Below are 20,500 nucleotides of genomic sequence, written 5' to 3'. Positions count from 1 at the left end.
GATGCAGGTATCGAGTTTGCAAGCCCGATAACCAATAAAGTAATTAGTAGTAAAAACCGCCCGACCATAACAACGTAAACAGCTACCTCAACCTCTTAAATTCACCGCCATTATGCAGTATTGACAGGTTGATTATAAGCTGACATTTATAAAATGAGGCAGCATGCATAAAAAAACGCACCTTAGTGCGTTTTTTTATCATTATTAAGCCGAAGTTGCTTGGTACTAAAGCCTAATGGTTATTTCAAACACTGGCTAAAACTTTGACCTAACTGGTTCAAAAACTCTACATAGCTACCATCGCCATAGGCAATGTCAGTCCCCATTGGGTCCAGGGTGCCAATATTGACGCCAGTACCACGTACTACACTATCAACCACGGCTGGCGAGAACTGTGGCTCACTGAAAACACATTTGGCGTGCTTATCTTTCAATGAGTTGCGAATCGAAATCAGCGTTTTAGCTCCTGGGCGGCGGTCCGGCTCAACCGTAAAGTGGCCAAGGTTGTTGAGGCCAAACTGATCTTCGAAATACCCGTAACCATCATGGAAAACAAAATAGCCTCGATCAGAGACAGGGGACAGAGTCTGCTCGATGGATGCAACAGCAGCACGAACCTCCGCCGTGAAATTCGCTAGGTTTTGCTCAAATTTATCCTTATGGGACGGATCCAAACTAACCAGTTTTTCTGTAATAACCTCTGCAGCCTGAATCGCTTGATCTGGACCTAACCATAGATGCGGATCAATACCATCATGGCTATGGCCATGGTGATCATCATGACCTTCATGGTCGTCATGATCATGTTTGTCATGATCGTGACCTTCGTGGTCATCATGAGCATGTTTGTCATGGTCGTGACCTTCGTGGTCATCATGGGCATGTTTATCATGATCGTGGCCTTCGTGGTCTTCATGAGCATGCTTGTCATGATCGTGGCCTTCATGGTCATCATGAGCATCACCGTAATGACGGAAATTGATACTGTCTTGAGCTGTCAGTGTCAGTACATTTTCCTTTCCATCAAGCATTTTGATCAAAAAACGCTCCAGTTCAGGGCCTACCCAAATCACCAGATCAGCTTCATTGAGCTTGCGGGCATCAGAAGGACGCAGCGCATAATCATGTGGCGACGCACCTGCAGGCAATAATGTCTCTGTCGATGTTACTCCCTGTGTCAGTTCCTGGACAATCATAGTAACGGGCTTGACTGTCGAAACGACTTTGAGTTCTTCAGCATGCAATGAAGGTGCAGCTAAAAGCCCTAAAGTGCTGCAAGTGAGGAGTAAACGGCGCATAATAGGTTCCCTGAATAATTCTTGATTACAACAATTGCCAGAGATGTTATATTATAACATCTCACTTTGGCAAATATCTAAGCAAATAAATTTATGAATTCCTTAGTTGAATTACAGTCGGTCACCGTGACGTTTGCCGAACGGCACGTACTGGATCAAGTCTCGCTAAAATTAGAACGTGGACAGATCACGACCCTGATAGGCCCAAACGGAGCCGGAAAATCGACCTTAGTCAAAGTCATTACGGGGTTGAACAAGCCAACAGTAGGGAAAATTATTCGCCAAAAAGGACTTCGTATTGGCTACGTGCCACAAAAGCTGGCACTTAACAGTACACTTCCGCTGACCGTTGATCGTTTTATGCGCCTTGCTGGCCGCTATAACGAAACCCAGCGTATCGAGGCCCTCGAGCTTGTTAACGGCAAGCACCTTCACCATAGTAATATGCACTCCCTCTCTGGTGGTGAGATGCAGCGAGTATTGCTAGCACGGGCGTTATTACAAAAACCTGATTTGCTGGTTCTCGATGAACCCGTACAAGGCGTTGACGTTAATGGCCAGCTAGAGCTCTACAGCCTGATCCAATCGCTACGAGACAAACTCAATTGCGCAATTTTGATGGTATCACACGACCTGCACCTGGTGATGGCAAAAACAGACCATGTTATCTGCCTGCACCACCATATCTGTTGTTCTGGTGAACCCGAAGTGATCACCAATCACCCATCATACGTGGCACTGTTCGGCCGTCATCAATGCGAACAGTTGGCGCTTTATCAGCACCATCACAACCACGAGCATGATTTATCTGGCAATCCAGTCGGCCCTTGCCAGCACGAGCACCAACATAACGAACAACAAGAGACCAACAATGCTTGATTTACTGCTTCCCGCACTGATTGCGGGTATTGGCATCGCCCTGCTTGCAGGCCCGCTCGGCTCATTCGTGGTATGGCGTAAGATGGCCTACTTCGGCGATACCCTATCGCATGCCTCGCTACTAGGCATTGCGCTTGGTTTTCTTTTCAATATCAACCTTAACCTCGCGCTGCTTATTTGCTGTCTGGCACTTGCGGTGATCCTGGTTAGCTTGCAGAAACAAAAGTATGTGGCAACCGATACTCTACTAGGTATCCTGGCTCACAGCGCCCTTTCGTTGGGTTTGGTGGCGGTCAGCTTCCTCGATCATGTCCGTATCGATCTGATGTCTTACTTGTTTGGTGATCTGCTGGCAGTAACACCAGCGGATTTGCTTTGGATCTACGGCGGCGGCGCTATCGTGATGACCATGTTGATTGTCTTGTGGCGCCCATTGCTGTCCATGACGATTAATGAAGAGCTTGCCCAAGTTGAAGGTGTCAACGTCGACCTGATGCGCCTGCTACTGATGTTAATGGTCGGTATGGTGATTGCTGTTGCAATGAAGTTTGTCGGCGCCCTGATCATTACCTCTTTGCTGATCATTCCTGCCGCGACAGCCCGTAAGTTCTCGCGTAGCCCGGAAATGATGGCCGCGCTAGCCTCTGGGTTGGGTATTATTGCCGTTATGTGCGGCCTGGCCATGTCTTGGCACTATGACACCCCGGCAGGTCCTTCTGTCGTCGTTGCTGCCGCTTCCTTGTTCCTGCTCAGCCAATTCAAGCGTAGTGAAGCCTAATAAGCTCGATTATCCAGCAGTCCTGCTCAGGGCTGCTGGAGACCCATCTATCCATCAGCTTCAATTGGTTGCCCCGCCTCATACCCCTTAAGTCAGCCTTGGTATTGAGCTAGCCTATTCGTTTAACAAAAACTCTAGCTAAGCAAACGTCTAGTTAAACAAGCTTCGATGCCGGCTGTTACAAGTGCTCTTCACTTGCATTGCTGTTCGTAGATGCTTGGTTTCTGGTAAGTAGTCAAGCAGGCATTGGAAATACGCCTCATCCTTGTCTGACAGCATGAAGTTATCGATATAGAGCCGATGACAGGCGTTGGTCATCAAGTTGGCCGATGTGCCATTTTCGGCTAATGACACATGTTCGAGGATGCAGGTTTCATAGCCTTCCTTGTCTTCTTTGGCCAAGCTTATTGCAGAGCTTAAAACGGCGATCAGCAGCAAGGTCACTTTTTTCACTGTTAGGCCTATTGGTCACTTATCTCCATTAAGCATATACCCTTACCAATCAGGCAGCCTCACGTCAGGCCCAGACAAAAGCGGGCAATAAAAAACCCGCCATTAGGCGGGTTTCATTTAAATGCGATAGGTTTGGCTTACCAGCCAGTCACTTCACGCAGCGCCTTACCGATGTCAGCAAGGCTCTTCACGGTTTTAACTCCTGCCGCTTCCAGTGCCTGGAACTTATCTTCAGCAGTACCTTTACCGCCAGAGATAATCGCACCAGCATGGCCCATACGCTTACCAGGAGGTGCGGTAACACCTGCGATGTAAGACACAACAGGCTTAGTGACATTTTCTTTGATGTAAGCAGCCGCTTCTTCTTCCGCGGTACCGCCGATTTCACCAATCATCACGATTGCTTCAGTAGCAGGATCGTTTTCGAACAGCTCCAGCACATCAATGAAGTTTGAACCCGGGATAGGGTCACCACCGATACCGACACAGGTAGATTGGCCAAAGCCTTCGTCTGTTGTCTGCTTAACTGCTTCGTAAGTCAATGTCCCCGAACGAGAAACAATACCTACTTTACCTGCTTTGTGAATGTGGCCCGGCATGATACCGATCTTACACTCGTCCGGCGTGATCACACCCGGGCAGTTTGGACCAATCATACGTACGCCTGCTTCATCAAGACGTACTTTCACATCCAGCATATCCAGAGTTGGGATACCTTCTGTGATAGTCACGATCAGCTCGATACCCGCATCAATCGCTTCCAGGATCGCATCTTTACAGAATGGTGCCGGTACGTAGATGACTGTTGCTGTTGCGCCAGTGGTTTCAACGGCTTCACGTACAGTATTGAACACCGGAAGACCAAGGTGCTTAGTACCGCCTTTACCCGGTGAAACACCACCGACCATCTGCGTTCCGTACTCAATCGCTTGTTCTGAGTGGAATGTACCCTGACCGCCAGTAAAGCCCTGACAGATCACCTTGGTATCTTTATTAATTAGAACAGACATTATTTACCCTCCGCTGCAGCAACAACTTTTTCCGCTGCTTCAGTTAGGGAAGTCGCAGCAATGATGTTCAAACCACTCTTCGCCAGGGTTTCCGCCCCTAGCACCGCATTGTTACCTTCAAGACGAACGACTACCGGTACTTCAACACCGACCTCTTCGACCGCACCGATAATCCCTTCGGCAATCAAGTCACAACGGACGATACCACCGAAAATGTTAACCAATACCGCTTTCACATTGGTATCAGAAAGGATGATCTTGAATGCTTCGGTAACACGCTCTTTAGTTGCACCGCCGCCCACGTCAAGGAAGTTGGCAGGTTGACCACCGTGCAAGTTAACGATATCCATGGTACCCATAGCCAAGCCAGCGCCGTTGACCATACAGCCGATGTTGCCATCCAGTGCTACATAGTTCAGCTCCCACTGTGCCGCATGTGCTTCACGCTCGTCTTCCTGCGAAGGATCATGCATTTCACGAAGTTTCGGCTGGCGGTATAGGGCATTGGAGTCAATGTTGATCTTACCGTCAAGACAAAGCAGGTTGTCATCACCAGTGATAACCAATGGGTTGATTTCTAGTAGGGCAAGGTCGTAGTCAGCAAACATGTTGCCAAGACCCAGGAAGATCTTGGTAAACTGCTTGATCTGATCGCCTTTCAGGCCCAGTTTGAATGCCAACTCACGGCCTTGGTAAGGCTGAGGGCCAACAAGAGGGTCAATGGCTGCTTTGTGGATCAGCTCAGGAGTTTCCTCAGCCACTTTTTCAATTTCCACACCGCCTTCAGTCGATGCCATGAACACGATGCGACGTGTACCACGGTCAACCACTGCACCTAGGTACAGTTCGTTGGCGATGTTAGAGGCTTCTTCAACCAGGATTTTCGTTACCGGTTGGCCATTTGCATCAGTCTGGTAGGTTACCAGATTCTTACCCAGCCACTTCTGGGCAAAACCCTTGATACCTTCTTTGGTGTCGTGCAGTTCCACGCCGCCCGCTTTACCACGGCCACCGGCATGTACCTGACATTTCACGACCCATTTGTCGCCACTGATTTTACCTGCAGCTTCTGCTGCTTCTTGTGGCGTGTCGCAAGCGTAACCTTCTGGAACTGGCAGACCGTACTCGGCGAACAGCTGTTTCGCCTGATATTCATGCAAATTCATGATGTTCTATCCGTTTTCATATCCCTTGGGGAATCGTTATATCCATGTGAAATACTCTTTGGTACTTCTTCGATTGTAGCTGCAAAAGTGGCAGACCAACTGTCGAGCCTGACTGGCCTGCCTGCAGGGTTACACGTCTAGAAGCAGACGTGTTGGATCTTCAAGTAACTCTTTGATAGTAACCAGGTAGCCCACTGACTCACGACCATCAACCAAACGGTGGTCATAAGACAGTGCCAGGTACATCATCGGCAGGATTTCAACCTTGCCATCCACTGCCATCGGGCGATCTTGGATTTTATGCATACCCAAAATAGCCGACTGCGGCGGGTTGATAATTGGTGTCGACATCAATGAACCGAATACGCCACCGTTAGTAATTGTGAAATTACCACCGGTCAGCTCATCGACAGTCAGTTTGCCGTCACGGCCCTTGATAGCGAGCTCACGGATACCTTTCTCAATCTCGGCCAGGCTCAGCTTGTCACAGTCACGAAGAACTGGGGTCACCAAACCACGCGGCGTTGATACCGCAATGCTGACATCAAAGAAGTTGTGGTAAACAATATCGTCACCGTCGATAGACGCATTCACTTCTGGGAAGCGTTTCAGAGCCTCAACAACGGCTTTCACGTAGAAAGACATAAAGCCCAAACGGATGCCGTGGCGCTCTTCGAAGATATCTTTGTACTGCTTACGCAGATCCATGATTGGCTTCATGTTCACTTCGTTGAACGTCGTCAGCATGGCTGTGCTGTTCTTCGCTTCAAGCAGGCGCTCAGCTACACGTTTACGCAGGCGGGTCATTGGGACACGCTTCTCGCTACGGTGGCCAATCGGTGCTTCAACTTTCGCTTCAGCAGCAGGTGCCGCAGGCGCTGGAGCCGGCTTACCTTCTTTCACGAACGCTTCAACATCTTCACGCGTGATACGACCACCGACACCAGTGCCTTTCACATCGGCTGCACTGATATTGTGTTCAGCCAGCAGGCGGCGAACCGCAGGGCTCAATGCTTCGTTGGTCTCATCACCCAGCGCCGCAGTATTACGCTTGTTAGGCGACGACTCTGCTTCGGCTGGTACATCTTTGGTTGGCTCACCGGCTACTGCGCCCGCTTTGATCTTACCGATCAACTGCTTGGTCAGTACGGTAGTACCTTCGTCTTCCAGAATTGCTTCAAGAATACCATCTTCCGGTGCTGGTACTTCCAACACCACTTTGTCTGTTTCGATATCAACCAGAACTTCATCACGGGTGACAGCATCGCCTGGCTGCTTGTGCCAAGTTGCTACTGTTGCGTCTGCAACTGATTCAGGTAAATCGGGAACCAGAATTTCGATCGTCATATCGGCTTTGTCCTTTTTGTTCCAGTTCTTATTAATCTATTGTTAGTGCGTCTTCAATCAACGCTTTTTGCTGTTTCAGGTGAACCGACATGTAACCTACAGCCGGTGATGCTGATGCCGGGCGGCCTGCATATTCAAGCTGGGCGCCGGCCGGAAGGGCAGAACGGAAGTTGTGCTGGCTGGAGTACCACGCACCTTGGTTCTGAGGCTCTTCCTGACACCAAATAAAATCAGTAACGTGCTGATAGTCTGCCAAGGCAGCTTCAACGTCTTCTTTAGGGAATGGGTAAAGTTGCTCGATACGAACAATGGCCACATCCGTCTGCTCGTTCTTGCGGCGCTGCTCCAGCAGGTCGAAATACACCTTGCCCGAACAAAAGACCACGCGTTTGACCTGTTTCGGATCAAGATCGTCAATCTCACCGATCGCTGGCTGGAACGTACCGTTTGCCAGTTCATCCAAGCTGGATGTACATAGCGGGTGGCGCAGCAAAGACTTAGGAGACATTACCACCAGCGGGCGACGCATCGGACGAACGACCTGGCGACGCAGCATGTGGTAGACCTGAGCCGGCGTCGATGGGATCACCACCTGCATGTTCTGCTCAGCACATAGTTGTAGGTAACGCTCAAGACGAGCCGATGAGTGTTCAGGCCCCTGCCCTTCGTAACCATGCGGCAATAGCATTGTCAGGCCACACATACGGCCCCACTTCTGCTCACCAGAACTGATGAACTGGTCAATCACCACCTGGGCACCGTTGGCGAAATCACCGAACTGGGCTTCCCAAAGGGTCAGACCGCTTGGCTCTGCCGTTGCATAGCCATATTCAAACGCGAGCACGGCCTCTTCGGATAATACCGAGTCAAAGACCTGGAACGGACCTTGTTTGTCATGGATATTGGCAAGCGGGATATACGTACTGGCATCGCCCTGGTTATGAAGTACCGAATGGCGGTGGAAGAAGGTACCACGACCTGAATCCTGACCGGTAATACGGATACGCTTACCTTCATCAACCAAGGTGGCATAGGCCAACGTTTCTGCCATCCCCCAGTCAACCGCCTTTTCACCTTCAGCCATCGCCATACGGTCGTTGTATAGCTTCTGCACACGGCTTTGCAGCTTGTGGCTCTCTGGGAACTGGCAAATTCGATGAGCAAGCTCTTGCAGGCGACCATAGTCAACCTGATTGTCCCAATCGACAGTCCAGTCATGGCCGATATACGGCTCCCAATCCACTGAGTGAAGTTTCATTGGGCGCCACTCTTTAACCACGCATTCACCGCGGTCAAGGGCATCACGGTATTCGTTGATCAATGATGTAGCCGTTTCCAGATCAACCGTACCCGCATCAGTCAAGGCATCGGCATAGATCTTACGCGGTGTCGGGTGCTTCTTGATTTTCTGGTACATCAACGGCTGAGTCGCATTCGGCTCATCCGCTTCATTGTGACCATGGCGGCGGTAACACACCAAATCAATCACCACGTCGCGCTTGAAGGTATTACGGAAATCAAGGGCAATACGGGTAACAAAAGCAACGGCTTCTGGATCGTCGGCGTTAACATGGAAAATCGGTGCCTGTACCATTTTGGCGATATCGGTACAGTACTGAGTCGAACGGGTATCATTCGGGTTGGATGTAGTAAAGCCAATCTGGTTGTTCACCACAATACGGACTGTACCACCTACACGGTAGCCGCGTGACTGGGACATATTGAATGTCTCTGCCACAACCCCCTGGCCGGCAATGGCCGAGTCACCATGAATGGTAATTGGCAGTACCTGAGAGCCATCTTTGTCACCCAAGCGGTCTTGTCGTGCTCGAACCGAGCCAACAACCACAGGGTTGACAATTTCCAGGTGCGACGGGTTGAATGCCAACACAAGATGCACGTCACCGCCTGGGGTAGCGAAGTCAGCCGAGAAACCCTGGTGGTATTTCACATCACCGGTGCCCCAAGTGTCATCATGCTTACCGGCAAACTCGTCAAACAAGTCCTGCGGTTTTTTACCCAGTACGTTGACCAGCATGTTCAGTCGGCCACGGTGAGCCATACCGACCACTACCTCACGGGCACCATTGGTACCTGCATAGCGGATCAGCTCTTTGACCATAGGGATCAGGGCATCGCCCCCTTCCAGCGAGAATCGCTTCGCGCCAGGGAATTTTGCGCCCAAGTAGCGCTCCAACCCCTCTGCAGCGGTCAACTCATCCAAGAAAGTCATTTTTTCTTCCTTAGAGAATGAGCCGCGCCCAACAACCGACTCAAGACGCTGCTGAAGCCAGCGTTTTTCATCAGTGTTAGTAATGTGCATGTATTCCGCACCAATCGAACCACAGTAGGTTTTCTTCAGCGCGTCATAAAGTTCTGATAACTTCATGGTCTCCTGCCCGATGGCAAAAGAACCGACATTGAATGTCTCATTGAAGTCATCAACTGTCAGGTTATGGAATTCAGGATCGAGGTCGGATACTCGCTCCTGCTGCCATAGCCCCAACGGATCTAAGTTTGCGTGCTGGTGCCCGCGGAAACGGTATGCGTTGATTAACTGCAATACCTTAACCTGCTTAGCATCAACATCTGGATCGCTGACGGTAGCACTTAGATGGGTTGTTTCCTTCGCTAGACGCCGGAAATAGTCACGAACGCGCGAGTGAGGCTGTTCAACAACCGTCTCATTCACGACAGGCAAATCACTGAATACGTGACGCCATTCTTCATCTACTAATTCTGGGTCGCTAAGATACAACTCGTAGAGTTCCTCTACATAAGTTGCATTGGCGCCAGCCAGGTGTGAAGACTCAAGCCAAGCCTTCATAACGCCGTTCTGCATTGTTTTCCCTTAACCACTAGTTATCGCCATTTTCCCGGCTCGGTGACCGGAATTGAGGCTGGCTCCTGAGAGCGAATCATGAAGCCAGCATATCGATAATACTTATATTTAAACCGCGCGCTTGAGCAACATCGACTTGATGTGACCAATCGCTTTCGTCGGATTTAACCCTTTAGGACAAACATTTACACAGTTCATGATGCCATGGCAACGAAAAACGCTAAAAGCGTCGTCCAGATCGGATAAACGTTCATCAGTTGCCGTATCACGACTATCAATTAGCCAGCGGTAAGCGGCTAACAAGCCAGCTGGTCCGATGAATTTATCCGGATTCCACCAGAAAGATGGACATGACGTTGAACAACACGCACACATAATGCACTCATACAAACCATCAAGATGGGCACGCTCTTCCGGCATCTGCAGGTTTTCACGTGCAGGCGGCTGGGCACCCTCATCAATCAGGAAAGGCTTCACTTTGGCGTAGTTGGTATAGAACTGCTCCATATCAATGATCAAGTCACGGATAACTGGCAAGCCCGGCAACGGACGGATCACAATGGTACTCTGGTCGGTCAATGCCGACAGCGGAGTGATGCACGCCAATCCATTCTTACCGTTCATGTTGATACCGTCGGAGCCGCAGACCCCTTCACGGCAGGAGCGGCGGAACGACAACGTTGGATCTTGTTCTTTTAACAAAATAAGCGCATCGAGCACCATCATGTCGGAGCCTTCCGGCACCTCTAGGGTGTAGCCCTTCATGTGCGGCGCGTTGTCTACATCAGGGTTGTAGCGGTAAATCGAGAAATTCAGTTTCATAATTCTATCCTCCCCTTAGTATGTACGCGCTTTAGGCGGAAATGCCTCACGATGAATTGGTGTCATGTTGACATCACGCTTGGACATCTCTTCTGTCTCAGGGTTGTAAATAGAGTGACATAGCCATTGTTCATCATCGCGCTCAGGGAAGTCGAAACGGGCATGGGCACCACGGCTCTCGGTACGGTAGTTAGCCGCTACCGCCGTTGCGTAGGCCGTTTCCATCAAGTTCTCTAGTTCCAGACACTCAATACGCTGGGTATTGAATTCTGTCGAAGTGTCGTCAAGGCGCGCTTCTTTCAGGCGCTCACGGATCACTTTGAGCTCTTCCAAGCCAGTAGCCATTGCTTCGCCTTCACGGAATACCGAGAAATTATTCTGCATACAAGTTTGCAGATCTTTGCGGATCTCAACCGGATCTTCACCTTTCTGGGTGCTGTTCCAGCGATTAACACGGGCTAGGGAAGCTTCGATATCCGAGTCGGTTGCCGGGCGCGCTTCGGCTTGTGCCAATAGGGTCTCGCCCAAATGCAGACCGGTCGCACGGCCAAAGACCACCAAGTCAAGCAATGAGTTACCGCCCAAACGGTTAGCACCGTGAACAGAAACAGAGGCGATTTCACCACAGGCGAATAGGCCCTGTACTTCAACATCACTGCCCGAGGCTGTCTGCTTGATTGCCTGACCCGATACCTGCGTCGGTACACCACCCATCATGTAGTGACAAGTCGGGATAACAGGGATAGGCTCTTTGACCGGATCAACGTGAGCAAAGGTACGGGATAGCTCACAAATGCCTGGTAGGCGCGACTCAAGCACATCTTTACCGAGGTGGTCCATCTTTAGTTTAATGTGTGGACCCCATGGGCCATCGCAACCACGGCCTTCACGGATCTCCACCATCATTGAACGGGCAACAACGTCACGGCCAGCCAAGTCTTTAGCATTCGGCGCATAGCGCTCCATGAAGCGCTCACCGTCTTTGTTAAGTAGGTAACCACCTTCACCACGACAACCTTCGGTCACCAGAACACCGGCGCCGGCAATGCCTGTCGGGTGGAACTGCCACATTTCCATGTCCTGCATCGGTACACCGGCACGCAGCGCCATACCAACACCATCACCGGTATTGATGTGGGCATTGGTTGTTGAAGCGTAGATTCGGCCTGCACCGCCTGTCGCAAGAATGGTTGCCTTCGATTTGAAGTAGCAGATCTCGCCGGTTTCCATGCATAGCGCGGTACAACCTAAGATGGCGCCGTCTTGGTTCTTCACCAAGTCCAGTGCGTACCACTCAGAGAAAATCGTGGTTTTGTGCTTCACGTTTTGCTGGTACAGGGTATGAAGCAAAGCATGACCAGTACGGTCAGCTGCCGCCGCAGTACGCGCAGCCTGCTCACCACCGAACTCTTTCGACTGGCCGCCGAAAGGACGCTGGTAGATAGTACCGTTATCGAAACGAGAAAACGGCAGGCCCATCTTTTCCAGTTCTATCACTGACTTCGGGCCATTCTTACACATGTACTCGATCGCATCCTGGTCACCGATGTAATCAGAGCCCTTGACGGTATCGTACATATGCCACTGCCAGTTATCCGGGTGGGAGTTACCCAGCGCAACGGTGATCCCACCCTGCGCAGAAACGGTGTGGGAACGTGTAGGGAAAACTTTGGAAAGCAGCGCACACTTTAGGCCCTGCTCAGAAATTTGTAGTGCCGCGCGCATACCTGCGCCACCTGCACCAATAACTACCGCATCAAATTCACGAACTGCAATGCTCACTTACGCACCCCACACAATAAAGAAACCTGAGAACAGGTAAACAAAAAGAACAGCAACAACACCAAATTGGATACCCGCTCGAAGGGCGGCAGGCTTGATGTAGTCTGTCAGCACTTGCCACAAACCAATCCACGCATGGATTAAGATCGACAGCAATGCCAACATAGTGAAGACCTTAGTACTCAACTTGCCGAAGAAAGCGGTCCATGTGTCGAAGGTCAATTCCGGGCCAAAGGCGAAGAAACCCACCATATAAAGGGTGTAAAGCGTAAGAATGATGGCGGTAGCACGGATCAGGATAAAGTCATGAATTCCATTGCGGCCAATTGTTGAGACGTTGTTTACCATACCAGGCCTCCTGCAAACAAAGACAGAACACCGACAATGACAAAGCTCACTTTGGCACTTTTGATCCCGGTTTCCATTTCTTCAAAATATCCCATGTCCATCATCAAGTGACGGATACCCACCACGATGTGATAGAACAGTGCCGTTAGAATGCCCCACAGCACCAGTTTCACGAAAAAGCTGTCTACAATAGCAGCAGCGCTCGCGAAACCTTCAGGGGATGACAAGGAGAGCCCTAGCAGCCATAGCAGGATAGCCACGGCAACAAAGGTGATCACGCCGGAGACGCGATGCAAGATAGACGCTATCGCTGTAAGGGGAAAGCGAATCGTCTGTAGGTCGAGGTTGACAGGTCTTGGCTTATTTACTTTCACGGTGATTGCCCACTCAGCTCCATTGAAGCAATGTTATTGTTATCACTCCCTGCTTCTACTGACGCCGAACAAGTGCGTTAACATAACTGTAACTCGAGGTTGCAATTATGTTCTACATGCAAATGTAAAACAGTGCCTTCCCTAACTTACTCTAATTATTGATAACTTTGGCAGTTGCGTCTGGCGGCGGCAGAACCAGAGACCTGCCGCGAGTATACGCCTCGCAACAATCAAATACAAACCCCGTTACATGACCTCTAACACGCTTTTAGAAATTTGCACTATTTTGTGCAAACTTATTAACAAGCACACACAAGCAAGCACAAAAATTGACATTTGGACCGCTAATCGGTACAACAAATGTACATCCGCCTTGGATTAGGATTATAAAAAACAAAGGAGATTGTTATGGCAGACAAGAAAGCTACTCTTCACATTGAAGGGAAAGCACCCGTCGAACTGCCGATTATCGGGGGCACTGAAGGGCCTGAAGTAATTGATGTACGTAAGCTTGGAGCTAACGGTTATTTTACATTCGACCCTGGTTTTCTAGCCACTGCATCATGTGAATCTCAAATTACTTACATTGATGGTGATAAAGGTATTCTGCTTCACCGCGGATACCCGATTGACCAATTGGCCAATAACGCCGACTACCTGGAAGTGTGTTACATCCTTCTTTACGGAGAGGTGCCGACCCGCGAGCAGTACGAAACATTCCGTACCACAGTAACGCGTCACACCATGGTTCACGAGCAAATCTCAAGCTTCTTCCATGGCTTCCGCCGTGATGCTCACCCTATGGCTGTTATGTGTGGTGTGGTGGGTGCACTTGCTGCGTTCTACCATGATTCGCTGGATATCAATAACGATACCCACCGTGAAATCACTGCGTTCCGCCTATTGTCGAAAATGCCGACACTAGCAGCAATGTGTTACAAGTACTCTATCGGTCAACCATTTATCTTCCCACGCAATGATCTGGACTATGCAGAAAACTTCCTGCACATGATGTTCGCAACGCCGTGTGAAGAGTACGAAGTCAGCCCAGTGGTGGCTCGTGCAATGGACAAGATCTTTACCCTACACGCCGACCACGAGCAGAATGCATCGACATCAACAGTTCGTCTGGCTGGTTCATCTGGTGCTAACCCGTTTGCCTGTATTGCCGCAGGTATCGCGTCGCTTTGGGGCCCTGCACACGGTGGTGCTAACGAAGCCTGCTTGAAGATGTTGGAAGAGATCGGCAGCGTCGATAAGATCCCAGAGTTCGTTGAACGCGCGAAAGACAAGGATGACCCATTCCGCCTAATGGGCTTCGGTCACCGTGTTTACAAGAACTACGACCCGCGTGCAACGGTAATGCGTGAAGCATGTCACGATGTACTTCAAGAGCTAAACATTCAGGATCCGCTACTTGACGTAGCCATGGAGCTTGAGCGTATTGCCCTGTCTGATGAGTACTTTATCGAGAAGAAACTGTACCCGAATGTCGATTTCTACTCAGGTATCATCCTGAAAGCGATCGGTATCCCAGTTTCCATGTTCACGGTTATCTTCGCCATGTCTCGTACCATCGGCTGGATTGCCCACTGGAACGAGATGCACAACGATCCGGGTAACCGTATCGGCCGTCCTCGTCAGTTGTACACTGGTTACAACCAGCGTGAGTTCAGTCCGCTGCATGAACGTGAGTAATGTCAGTATTCGCTGATTGAAAGGGCCTTCGGGCCCTTTTTTGTTTTTCAAAAACGGTTCAGTGGTTCAGTGGTTCAGTGGTTCAGTGGTTCAGTGGTTCAGTGGTTCAGTGGTTCAGTGGTTCAGTGGTTCAGTGGTTCAGTGGTTCAGTGGTTCAGTGGTTCAGTGGTTCAGTGGTTCAGTGGTTCAGTGGTTCAGTGGTTCAGTGGTTCAGTAAGGATGCTCCCCGAGCAAAACCTTACTATCAAACTATTGATTTAATTTAAATATACTTACCAGAGCCTACTACTAAACAGCGTTGTTGATATCTTTCCATAGCTCCGCTCTTACCCCATAGAACCTTCGTGCCGCTCTTAAAACAACAAAAGGGCCCGAAGGCCCTTTTCATTTAACGAATTATCAGCTGTTTGTGATTAAACAAACTTAATCTTAGTCACTTCTTTCAAGCCAGATAGAACCAGCGTTGGAAGTGATGCCGCTAGGAACACAGTGATTAGGTGGCTACCAGATAGACCTTCAGTGCTGAAGATGAACTGACCAACGCCTGTGTAAATCACACCCAGAGACAGTGTTGCAGACAGCGCTACCGCACCCAACAGTGATTTGTTGGTGAATGGGTTCTTGCGGAACAGCGTGCTGAACGTACGTGAATCGAAGATGTGCCATAGCTGACAGAACACTAGCATTGCAAAGGCCATTGTCTGTGCGTAGTTAGCGCTTAGGCCAGCGTTCATTGCCCAGTTGAATGCCAGGAAGCTCATACCACCCTGTGCTAGACCACGGATAACGATACGGGTACCCAGGTGGTCGCTGAAGAAGCTCTCGTTACGCTTACGCGGTTTACGCTCCATCAGGTCTTTCTCTTCAGGGTCAACACCCAGTGCCAGTGCAGGCAGACCGTCAGATACCAGGTTGATCCATAGAATCATTAGCGGCGTAAGTGGCAGGGCAACTTCTGGACCCATGAACAAGAATGCAAACAGGATTACCGATACTTCACCTACGTTCGCAGTCAGTGCCTGACGGATGAACTTGCGCAGGTTATCGAAGATCTGACGACCCTGACGTACCGCCTTAACGATAGTGCTGAAGTTGTCATCCAACAGGATCAGGTCACCTGAATCTTTAGCAACAGAGGTACCAGTGATACCCATGGCAACACCGATGTCGGCGCGGCGAAGAGCAGGTGCATCGTTCACACCGTCACCTGTCATTGCAGCAACTTCATTGTTGTACTGCTGAGCCTGTACGATACGTAGCTTGTGCTCTGGTGTTACACGAGCAAATACTGCAACGTTCGGACAGATGCGACGTAGTTCTTCATCGTCCATGTCGTCTAGCTGGCTACCGGTAACCACTAGGTCTTCTTCACTACGGATAATACCGATATCACGTGCGATAGCAGCAGCTGTCAGCGCGTGGTCACCAGTGATCATTACGGTACGAACACCCGCATCGTAACAGCTGTCTACCGCTGCGCGTACTTCTGGGCGCGGTGGATCCATGATGCCGTATAGGCCAAGGATAGTGACATCCTGCTCTAGTTCAGTGTGGTCACGCTTCAAGTCATCTTCAGACAACTCACGGAAACCTACCGCTAGAGTACGTAGCGCCTGCTCGGCAAAGTCCTGAATAGCCGCTTCGTAGTTTGCAACCATCTCTTCTGCTGGATTAGCCGCAACCGCTAAGTTACCTTCAGTCGTTGCTGGCTGGTAAGCCACAACATCACCGTTAACCATAAAGCCTGACGCATTGCGTAGTACTACATCTGGCGCACCCTTGATAGCTAGGAAGTGCTTACCTTGTGGGTCTTTAACGATAACCGAAGCCATCTTACGCGCAGAGTCGAACGGGAATTTCTCAACAATCGAGTAGCCGCCAGTTGATAGCATTTCTGCTTGCTGTAGGCCTGCTTTAGCAGCAGCAACAATCAGTGCACCTTCTGTTGGATTACCGCGTACAGAAGACTTGTCGCCGTCTTGAATGTATTCAGAATCATTACACAGAGTTGCAACAACCAGGCCTTTCATCATCTCAGGGCTGTCTTTTACATCTGTACCGTGGGCAAGCGGCTTGAACTCACCTTCAGGAGAGAAACCTTTACCGCTTACTTCCCAGTTACGGCCTGATGCATCGTAGGCTTTCATTACCTGCATCTGGTTCTGGGTTAGTGTACCTGTCTTGTCGGAACAAATAACGGTGGTTGAACCTAGGGTCTCGATAGCCGCAAGCTGCTTAGCCAGTGCGTTGCTCTTAACCATACGGGTTGAACCCATGGTCAGTACGATAGTTACCACTGTTGGTAGACCTTCAGGGATAGCAGCAACTGACAGTGAAATACCTGTGTTCAGAATTTCAAGCCAAGGCATACCGTGGTATAGACCGATCACACACACAACGGCTACAACACCCAGCGCAACAACCATTAGCGACTTGGCAATCAGGTCCATACGCTCTTGCATCGGTGTCTTGGTTTCTTCGGTATTCGCCATCATGTCGGCGATATGGCCAACTTCAGTTTGCATACCGGTACCCACAACGATACCAAGGCCAGTACCTGAAGTAACCATAGTGGTCATAAAGCCCATGTTTTTCTGATCGCCAAGACCAATGTTGCCGTCTTCCAGCGCATCTGAAGTCTTGTCTACAGGCTCTGACTCACCGGTCAGTGCTGCTTCATCGATAGACAGACGGTTCGCTTCAATAATACGTACATCAGCAGCCAGAATGTCACCGGTGCTGATCTTCAATACATCGCCCGGAACAATTTCACGGGCTGGGATATCTACCCATTCACCGTTACGACGGACCTGCGCCATAGGGGCAGCCATGTCGCGTAGTGCTTCCATACCTTTCTGGGCTTTGAACTCCTGCCAGAAAGCAATCAGCACGTTGATGACAATGATTACGCCGATAGCGACGGCATCAATCAAGTGACCAGTGAAGAAGGAAACAATTGCACCGATCCCAAGGATGAAGATCAGTGGGTTCTTGAATTGATGCGCTAGCAGTTCCAGTACCGTTTTGCCGGCCTGCTCCTGCAGTTCGTTTGAGCCGAACTGCTCCTGGCGCTGTTTCACTTCCTCAGAAGATAAACCATTCTCGGTTGACGTACCCAAATTGGACACAGTACTGGCAACCGTTTCGGTAAACCATTTTTTAGTCATGGGGGGAATCTCCAATTAAATACATTCAGTCGACATCAGTACAATTTCAAACTGATAAAAAGCATTCGCTGAATAGGTCAAAGTAATTTAAAACTCGTTATTAAAGGCATCGTGCCAATTAATTTTTTTCACATCCCTGAATACTTTCTGAATAAAGCATTCGAGTTCATTTAAACGAGTAAATTTAAATTAACCGAAAAAATGGTGGGTTGTAATTATATTTCGTAGGGCCATACGATAGTTCAGGATGGATCTTTGACAATTATCAAGATTTCGACCGAATACGGCATAAAGTTAGTCATGAAGTTGAAACAAAGTATGAATTAGACCCAGATCTAACAGAATTAATACCTCCGAAATTTCGAATTATGAAATTTTACAACACAAAATAAAAGGCTTAATGCGCTCGCATTAAGCCTTTTTGTGCATTTGTTTTGGTTAAAAAACCGTTAAACCGGATTATCTACATCGATAAACATGACGTCTAAATTATGTTTATCGGCTAAATACTCACCTAATGATTTTATTCCATAACGCTCAGTCGCATGATGGCCAGCACTAAAATAATGAATACCTAATTCTCGGGAAATATGAACTGTTCTTTCGGAAATTTCTCCAGAAATAAAAGCATCCAAACCTTTATTTGCTGCTAATTCTATAAAGTCCTGACCGCCACCAGTACACCATCCTAAGGTTTTAATTTCCTTTGGCGCATTATCGCCAATATGCAAAGGTTCACGGTGCAAGGTAATTGATAGCCTTGCCGCCAGTTCTTCTCCACTCAAAGGCTGGGAAAGTTGACCATAAATGGCGACTGAGTTCGGATTACCCTCTTCCAAACCACCTAACACTTCAATATCCAGCAGTTCAGCCAGCTTTGCGTTGTTACCCAATGTTGGGTGGACATCCAGCGGCAGGTGGTAAGCATACAAGTTGATGCCATTCTCGATAAGCGCTTTGATGCGACGATATTTCATGCCGCGAATTTCTGCAGGCTCACCCTTCCAGAAGTAACCATGATGGACCAGCAGTGCATCGGCTTGCTCTTCGATCGCGCGGTCAATCAACTCTTGGCAGGCGGTTACTCCTGTAATGATCTTCTTGACCTCAGACTTACCCTCAACCTGCAGGCCGTTCGGGCAGTAATCTTTGATTTGATGGGGACTCAGTAGCTCGTTAAGTACTGACTCAAGTTGGATATTGTTCATCGTCTATTTCCTTCTCCTCAATAGCGATATTCTATACCCAAACCCCGATAGCTGTTGATCTTTTCCTATACCCTGTCTCTAGGGTTAGTTAACGCAACAAAAAAGCTGCCGGTCGGCAGCTTTATCAAGTAAGGTCATATATATGAGGCGCAGGTACTTAGTAAAGGTGCTGGGCCGCCAGCTCGGTCTGGGTCAGCCAAACGGGTTTGGTACTGGTTTTCAGCCATACCCGATGAAGGTAGCTATATAGCTTTGAGCGTGTTTCCACTGGGGTGAACATCATGACGGGAAAGGTCACTACACCGACAGTGACTACAAACGCACGGCGAACAAAAATACGCAACGGTGAATAGCGAGTATACATAACGCCTCCTTGGCCAAGCAGAACAACATACTGGTCTTATAGTTCTAATCTATTGAAATAACCTAGAGTCAACACTCTAAAACAGGCTATTTCATAGTCAATATCATTATAAAAAGAAGGGCTTTATAGCGAAATGTCTACTTTTTACAATAAACACACAGCTATCGAACACGCTGATAACAGCTTCAACGCTATACTTACCCTCCCGCCGCTATTAGACGGCCACCCATTCATTGCTGACCAGCGCTGGCTGGATGAATTTTCCAGTAATGCCATTATCCCACAAGGTATCGAGTACCAAGGTGGACGTCGTTTGGGCTTTTTCTACCAATGGCTATGGCAGCAACTAATCACGCACCACCCATGCTATGAACTAATGGCAGAGGAAATCCAACTCAGTGTCGACAAACGTACTCTCGGCGCGGTCGATTTCCTGGTTAAAAACTTGGGCACAGGTGAAGTTGAACACTGGGAAGTCGCCATCAAGTTTTACCTCGCGTTTGAGGACAGGTGGCCCGGCCCTAATGCCCGTGATGATTTGGATAAAAAAGCCAACAAAATGCTCAATCACCAACTCATGCTGTCTGATCACCCGGCCTTTATTGAGCAGTACCCAGCACAATTTGGCCAAATAAGTCAGCGCCGGCTTATTATGCAGGGGCGATTATTTTATCCAGCCTTTACCGATTACTTAGGCTCAGGGATCCAGCTTGCACAGGAGGTTGCCCAAGGGCTCTGGTGCTATTCGGAGCAAGCCGCTGATCTCAACTTGCGGCCTATCGCCAAGCCCGAGTGGATCGCCCCACCCTGTTATAGCCAAATTGCCGAAGAGCCCGCGCTAACCACAGTCAGTAACCCGACAATGGCCATCGCCCCCGATGACAAGGTGTGGTTTGTGATGCCCGAACACTGGCCGCATTCTTCAATGAAAAAATAGCCAATAGCCAAAGCTACAGGCATAAAA

The 20,500-nt window shown here is 49.3% G+C and carries 18 protein-coding genes; 5 read left to right on the top strand and 13 right to left on the bottom strand.

Going from position 1 to position 20,500, the window contains the following annotated elements; all coding sequences use genetic code 11:
* Positions 1 to 239 precede the first annotated feature (239 nt).
* The gene (locus ACXAD4_RS04855) at positions 240 to 1,298 is read right to left on the bottom strand and encodes a zinc ABC transporter substrate-binding protein (protein WP_475239164.1); all 1,059 of its coding nucleotides are present in this window, start codon (positions 1,296 to 1,298) and stop codon (positions 240 to 242) included.
* A gap of 93 nt (positions 1,299 to 1,391) precedes the next feature.
* On the opposite strand from ACXAD4_RS04855, the gene znuC reads away from it, so the two are divergent.
* Positions 1,392 to 2,177: a zinc ABC transporter ATP-binding protein ZnuC gene (gene znuC / locus ACXAD4_RS04850; RefSeq protein ID WP_475239161.1), complete on the top strand. Its 786-nt coding sequence runs from the start codon at positions 1,392 to 1,394 to the stop codon at positions 2,175 to 2,177.
* A complete protein-coding gene (gene znuB / locus ACXAD4_RS04845) occupies positions 2,170 to 2,955 on the top strand; it encodes a zinc ABC transporter permease subunit ZnuB (protein ID WP_475239160.1) in 786 nt (261 codons plus the stop codon). Before znuC ends, znuB begins: the two co-directional genes overlap by 8 nt.
* A gap of 150 nt (positions 2,956 to 3,105) precedes the next feature.
* On the opposite strand, the gene ACXAD4_RS04840 is transcribed toward znuB, so the two are convergent.
* The 9 genes from ACXAD4_RS04840 to sdhC form a co-directional block, all read right to left on the bottom strand.
* Positions 3,106 to 3,408 (bottom strand): VF_A0006 family four-cysteine protein, encoded by a 303-nt coding sequence (locus tag ACXAD4_RS04840; protein WP_475239158.1) that lies wholly within the window; start codon positions 3,406 to 3,408, stop codon positions 3,106 to 3,108.
* Positions 3,409 to 3,545: 137 nt separating this feature from the next.
* On the bottom strand, positions 3,546 to 4,418 hold the full coding sequence (gene sucD, locus ACXAD4_RS04835; protein ID WP_475239157.1) for a succinate--CoA ligase subunit alpha: 873 nt from the start codon (positions 4,416 to 4,418) through the stop codon (positions 3,546 to 3,548).
* Positions 4,418 to 5,584 (bottom strand): ADP-forming succinate--CoA ligase subunit beta, encoded by a 1,167-nt coding sequence (gene sucC / locus ACXAD4_RS04830; RefSeq protein ID WP_187461775.1) that lies wholly within the window; start codon positions 5,582 to 5,584, stop codon positions 4,418 to 4,420. The genes sucD and sucC overlap by 1 nt, the downstream gene beginning before the upstream one ends.
* A gap of 129 nt (positions 5,585 to 5,713) precedes the next feature.
* Positions 5,714 to 6,931 (bottom strand): 2-oxoglutarate dehydrogenase complex dihydrolipoyllysine-residue succinyltransferase, encoded by a 1,218-nt coding sequence (odhB, locus tag ACXAD4_RS04825; protein WP_222548782.1) that lies wholly within the window; start codon positions 6,929 to 6,931, stop codon positions 5,714 to 5,716.
* Positions 6,932 to 6,962: 31 nt separating this feature from the next.
* Positions 6,963 to 9,773, bottom strand: a complete 2,811-nt coding sequence (gene sucA, locus ACXAD4_RS04820; RefSeq protein ID WP_475239154.1) for a 2-oxoglutarate dehydrogenase E1 component — start codon at positions 9,771 to 9,773, stop codon at positions 6,963 to 6,965.
* A 108-nt stretch (positions 9,774 to 9,881) separates the two neighbouring features.
* Positions 9,882 to 10,595 (bottom strand): succinate dehydrogenase iron-sulfur subunit, encoded by a 714-nt coding sequence (locus ACXAD4_RS04815; protein ID WP_475239152.1) that lies wholly within the window; start codon positions 10,593 to 10,595, stop codon positions 9,882 to 9,884.
* A 15-nt stretch (positions 10,596 to 10,610) separates the two neighbouring features.
* Entirely contained in the window at positions 10,611 to 12,377 is a 1,767-nt protein-coding gene (gene sdhA / locus ACXAD4_RS04810; protein ID WP_317523445.1) for a succinate dehydrogenase flavoprotein subunit, read from the bottom strand.
* Positions 12,378 to 12,725: a succinate dehydrogenase, hydrophobic membrane anchor protein gene (gene sdhD / locus ACXAD4_RS04805; protein WP_317523446.1), complete on the bottom strand. Its 348-nt coding sequence runs from the start codon at positions 12,723 to 12,725 to the stop codon at positions 12,378 to 12,380.
* Positions 12,719 to 13,099, bottom strand: a complete 381-nt coding sequence (gene sdhC, locus ACXAD4_RS04800) for a succinate dehydrogenase cytochrome b556 subunit (RefSeq protein WP_475239150.1) — start codon at positions 13,097 to 13,099, stop codon at positions 12,719 to 12,721. Before sdhC ends, sdhD begins: the two co-directional genes overlap by 7 nt.
* Before the next feature lie 408 nt (positions 13,100 to 13,507).
* On the opposite strand from sdhC, the gene ACXAD4_RS04795 reads away from it, so the two are divergent.
* Both ACXAD4_RS04795 and ACXAD4_RS04790 read left to right on the top strand, forming a co-directional pair.
* A complete protein-coding gene (locus ACXAD4_RS04795) occupies positions 13,508 to 14,797 on the top strand; it encodes a citrate synthase (RefSeq protein WP_107298507.1) in 1,290 nt (429 codons plus the stop codon).
* 40 nt (positions 14,798 to 14,837) lie between these two features.
* Positions 14,838 to 15,014 (top strand): hypothetical protein, encoded by a 177-nt coding sequence (locus ACXAD4_RS04790; protein WP_475239148.1) that lies wholly within the window; start codon positions 14,838 to 14,840, stop codon positions 15,012 to 15,014.
* 196 nt (positions 15,015 to 15,210) lie between these two features.
* Here the strand turns inward: ACXAD4_RS04790 and ACXAD4_RS04785 are convergent, their stop codons facing one another.
* From ACXAD4_RS04785 to ACXAD4_RS04775, 3 genes are all read right to left on the bottom strand, one after another.
* Positions 15,211 to 17,964, bottom strand: coding sequence for a cation-translocating P-type ATPase (locus ACXAD4_RS04785; RefSeq protein WP_475239147.1), 2,754 nt, complete (start codon positions 17,962 to 17,964; stop codon positions 15,211 to 15,213).
* A 449-nt stretch (positions 17,965 to 18,413) separates the two neighbouring features.
* Positions 18,414 to 19,172, bottom strand: a complete 759-nt coding sequence (locus ACXAD4_RS04780; protein WP_475239146.1) for a Nif3-like dinuclear metal center hexameric protein — start codon at positions 19,170 to 19,172, stop codon at positions 18,414 to 18,416.
* 157 nt (positions 19,173 to 19,329) lie between these two features.
* Positions 19,330 to 19,536 carry a DUF2517 family protein gene (locus ACXAD4_RS04775; RefSeq protein ID WP_317523450.1) on the bottom strand — a complete coding sequence of 69 codons (207 nt, stop codon included), beginning with the start codon at positions 19,534 to 19,536 and terminating at the stop codon, positions 19,330 to 19,332.
* Between the two features lie 133 nt (positions 19,537 to 19,669).
* Between ACXAD4_RS04775 and ACXAD4_RS04770 the strand changes: the two genes are divergently transcribed.
* The gene (locus ACXAD4_RS04770; protein ID WP_475239144.1) at positions 19,670 to 20,473 is read left to right on the top strand and encodes a DUF1853 family protein; all 804 of its coding nucleotides are present in this window, start codon (positions 19,670 to 19,672) and stop codon (positions 20,471 to 20,473) included.
* Positions 20,474 to 20,500 lie beyond the last annotated feature (27 nt).

Source organism: Photobacterium sp. AWH4_225 (genome assembly GCF_056158405.1).
Note: the sequence above shows the minus strand (reverse complement) of the source record. Positions and strands in the feature narration are given on the sequence as shown.

What these genes read in the sequence shown, in the direction of transcription:
- ACXAD4_RS04855 (WP_475239164.1), bottom strand. Translation starts at nt 1,298, where the DNA reads ATGCGCCGTTTACTCCTCACTTGCAGCACTTTAGGGCTTTTAGCTGCA.
- znuB (WP_475239160.1), top strand. Translation starts at nt 2,170, where the DNA reads ATGCTTGATTTACTGCTTCCCGCACTGATTGCGGGTATTGGCATCGCC.
- ACXAD4_RS04770 (WP_475239144.1), top strand. Translation starts at nt 19,670, where the DNA reads ATGTCTACTTTTTACAATAAACACACAGCTATCGAACACGCTGATAAC.
- ACXAD4_RS04775 (WP_317523450.1), bottom strand. Translation starts at nt 19,536, where the DNA reads ATGTATACTCGCTATTCACCGTTGCGTATTTTTGTTCGCCGTGCGTTT.
- sdhD (WP_317523446.1), bottom strand. Translation starts at nt 12,725, where the DNA reads ATGGTAAACAACGTCTCAACAATTGGCCGCAATGGAATTCATGACTTT.
- ACXAD4_RS04795 (WP_107298507.1), top strand. Translation starts at nt 13,508, where the DNA reads ATGGCAGACAAGAAAGCTACTCTTCACATTGAAGGGAAAGCACCCGTC.
- sucA (WP_475239154.1), bottom strand. Translation starts at nt 9,773, where the DNA reads ATGCAGAACGGCGTTATGAAGGCTTGGCTTGAGTCTTCACACCTGGCT.
- odhB (WP_222548782.1), bottom strand. Translation starts at nt 6,931, where the DNA reads ATGACGATCGAAATTCTGGTTCCCGATTTACCTGAATCAGTTGCAGAC.
- sucD (WP_475239157.1), bottom strand. Translation starts at nt 4,418, where the DNA reads ATGTCTGTTCTAATTAATAAAGATACCAAGGTGATCTGTCAGGGCTTT.
- sucC (WP_187461775.1), bottom strand. Translation starts at nt 5,584, where the DNA reads ATGAATTTGCATGAATATCAGGCGAAACAGCTGTTCGCCGAGTACGGT.
- ACXAD4_RS04780 (WP_475239146.1), bottom strand. Translation starts at nt 19,172, where the DNA reads ATGAACAATATCCAACTTGAGTCAGTACTTAACGAGCTACTGAGTCCC.
- ACXAD4_RS04785 (WP_475239147.1), bottom strand. Translation starts at nt 17,964, where the DNA reads ATGACTAAAAAATGGTTTACCGAAACGGTTGCCAGTACTGTGTCCAAT.
- ACXAD4_RS04815 (WP_475239152.1), bottom strand. Translation starts at nt 10,595, where the DNA reads ATGAAACTGAATTTCTCGATTTACCGCTACAACCCTGATGTAGACAAC.
- znuC (WP_475239161.1), top strand. Translation starts at nt 1,392, where the DNA reads ATGAATTCCTTAGTTGAATTACAGTCGGTCACCGTGACGTTTGCCGAA.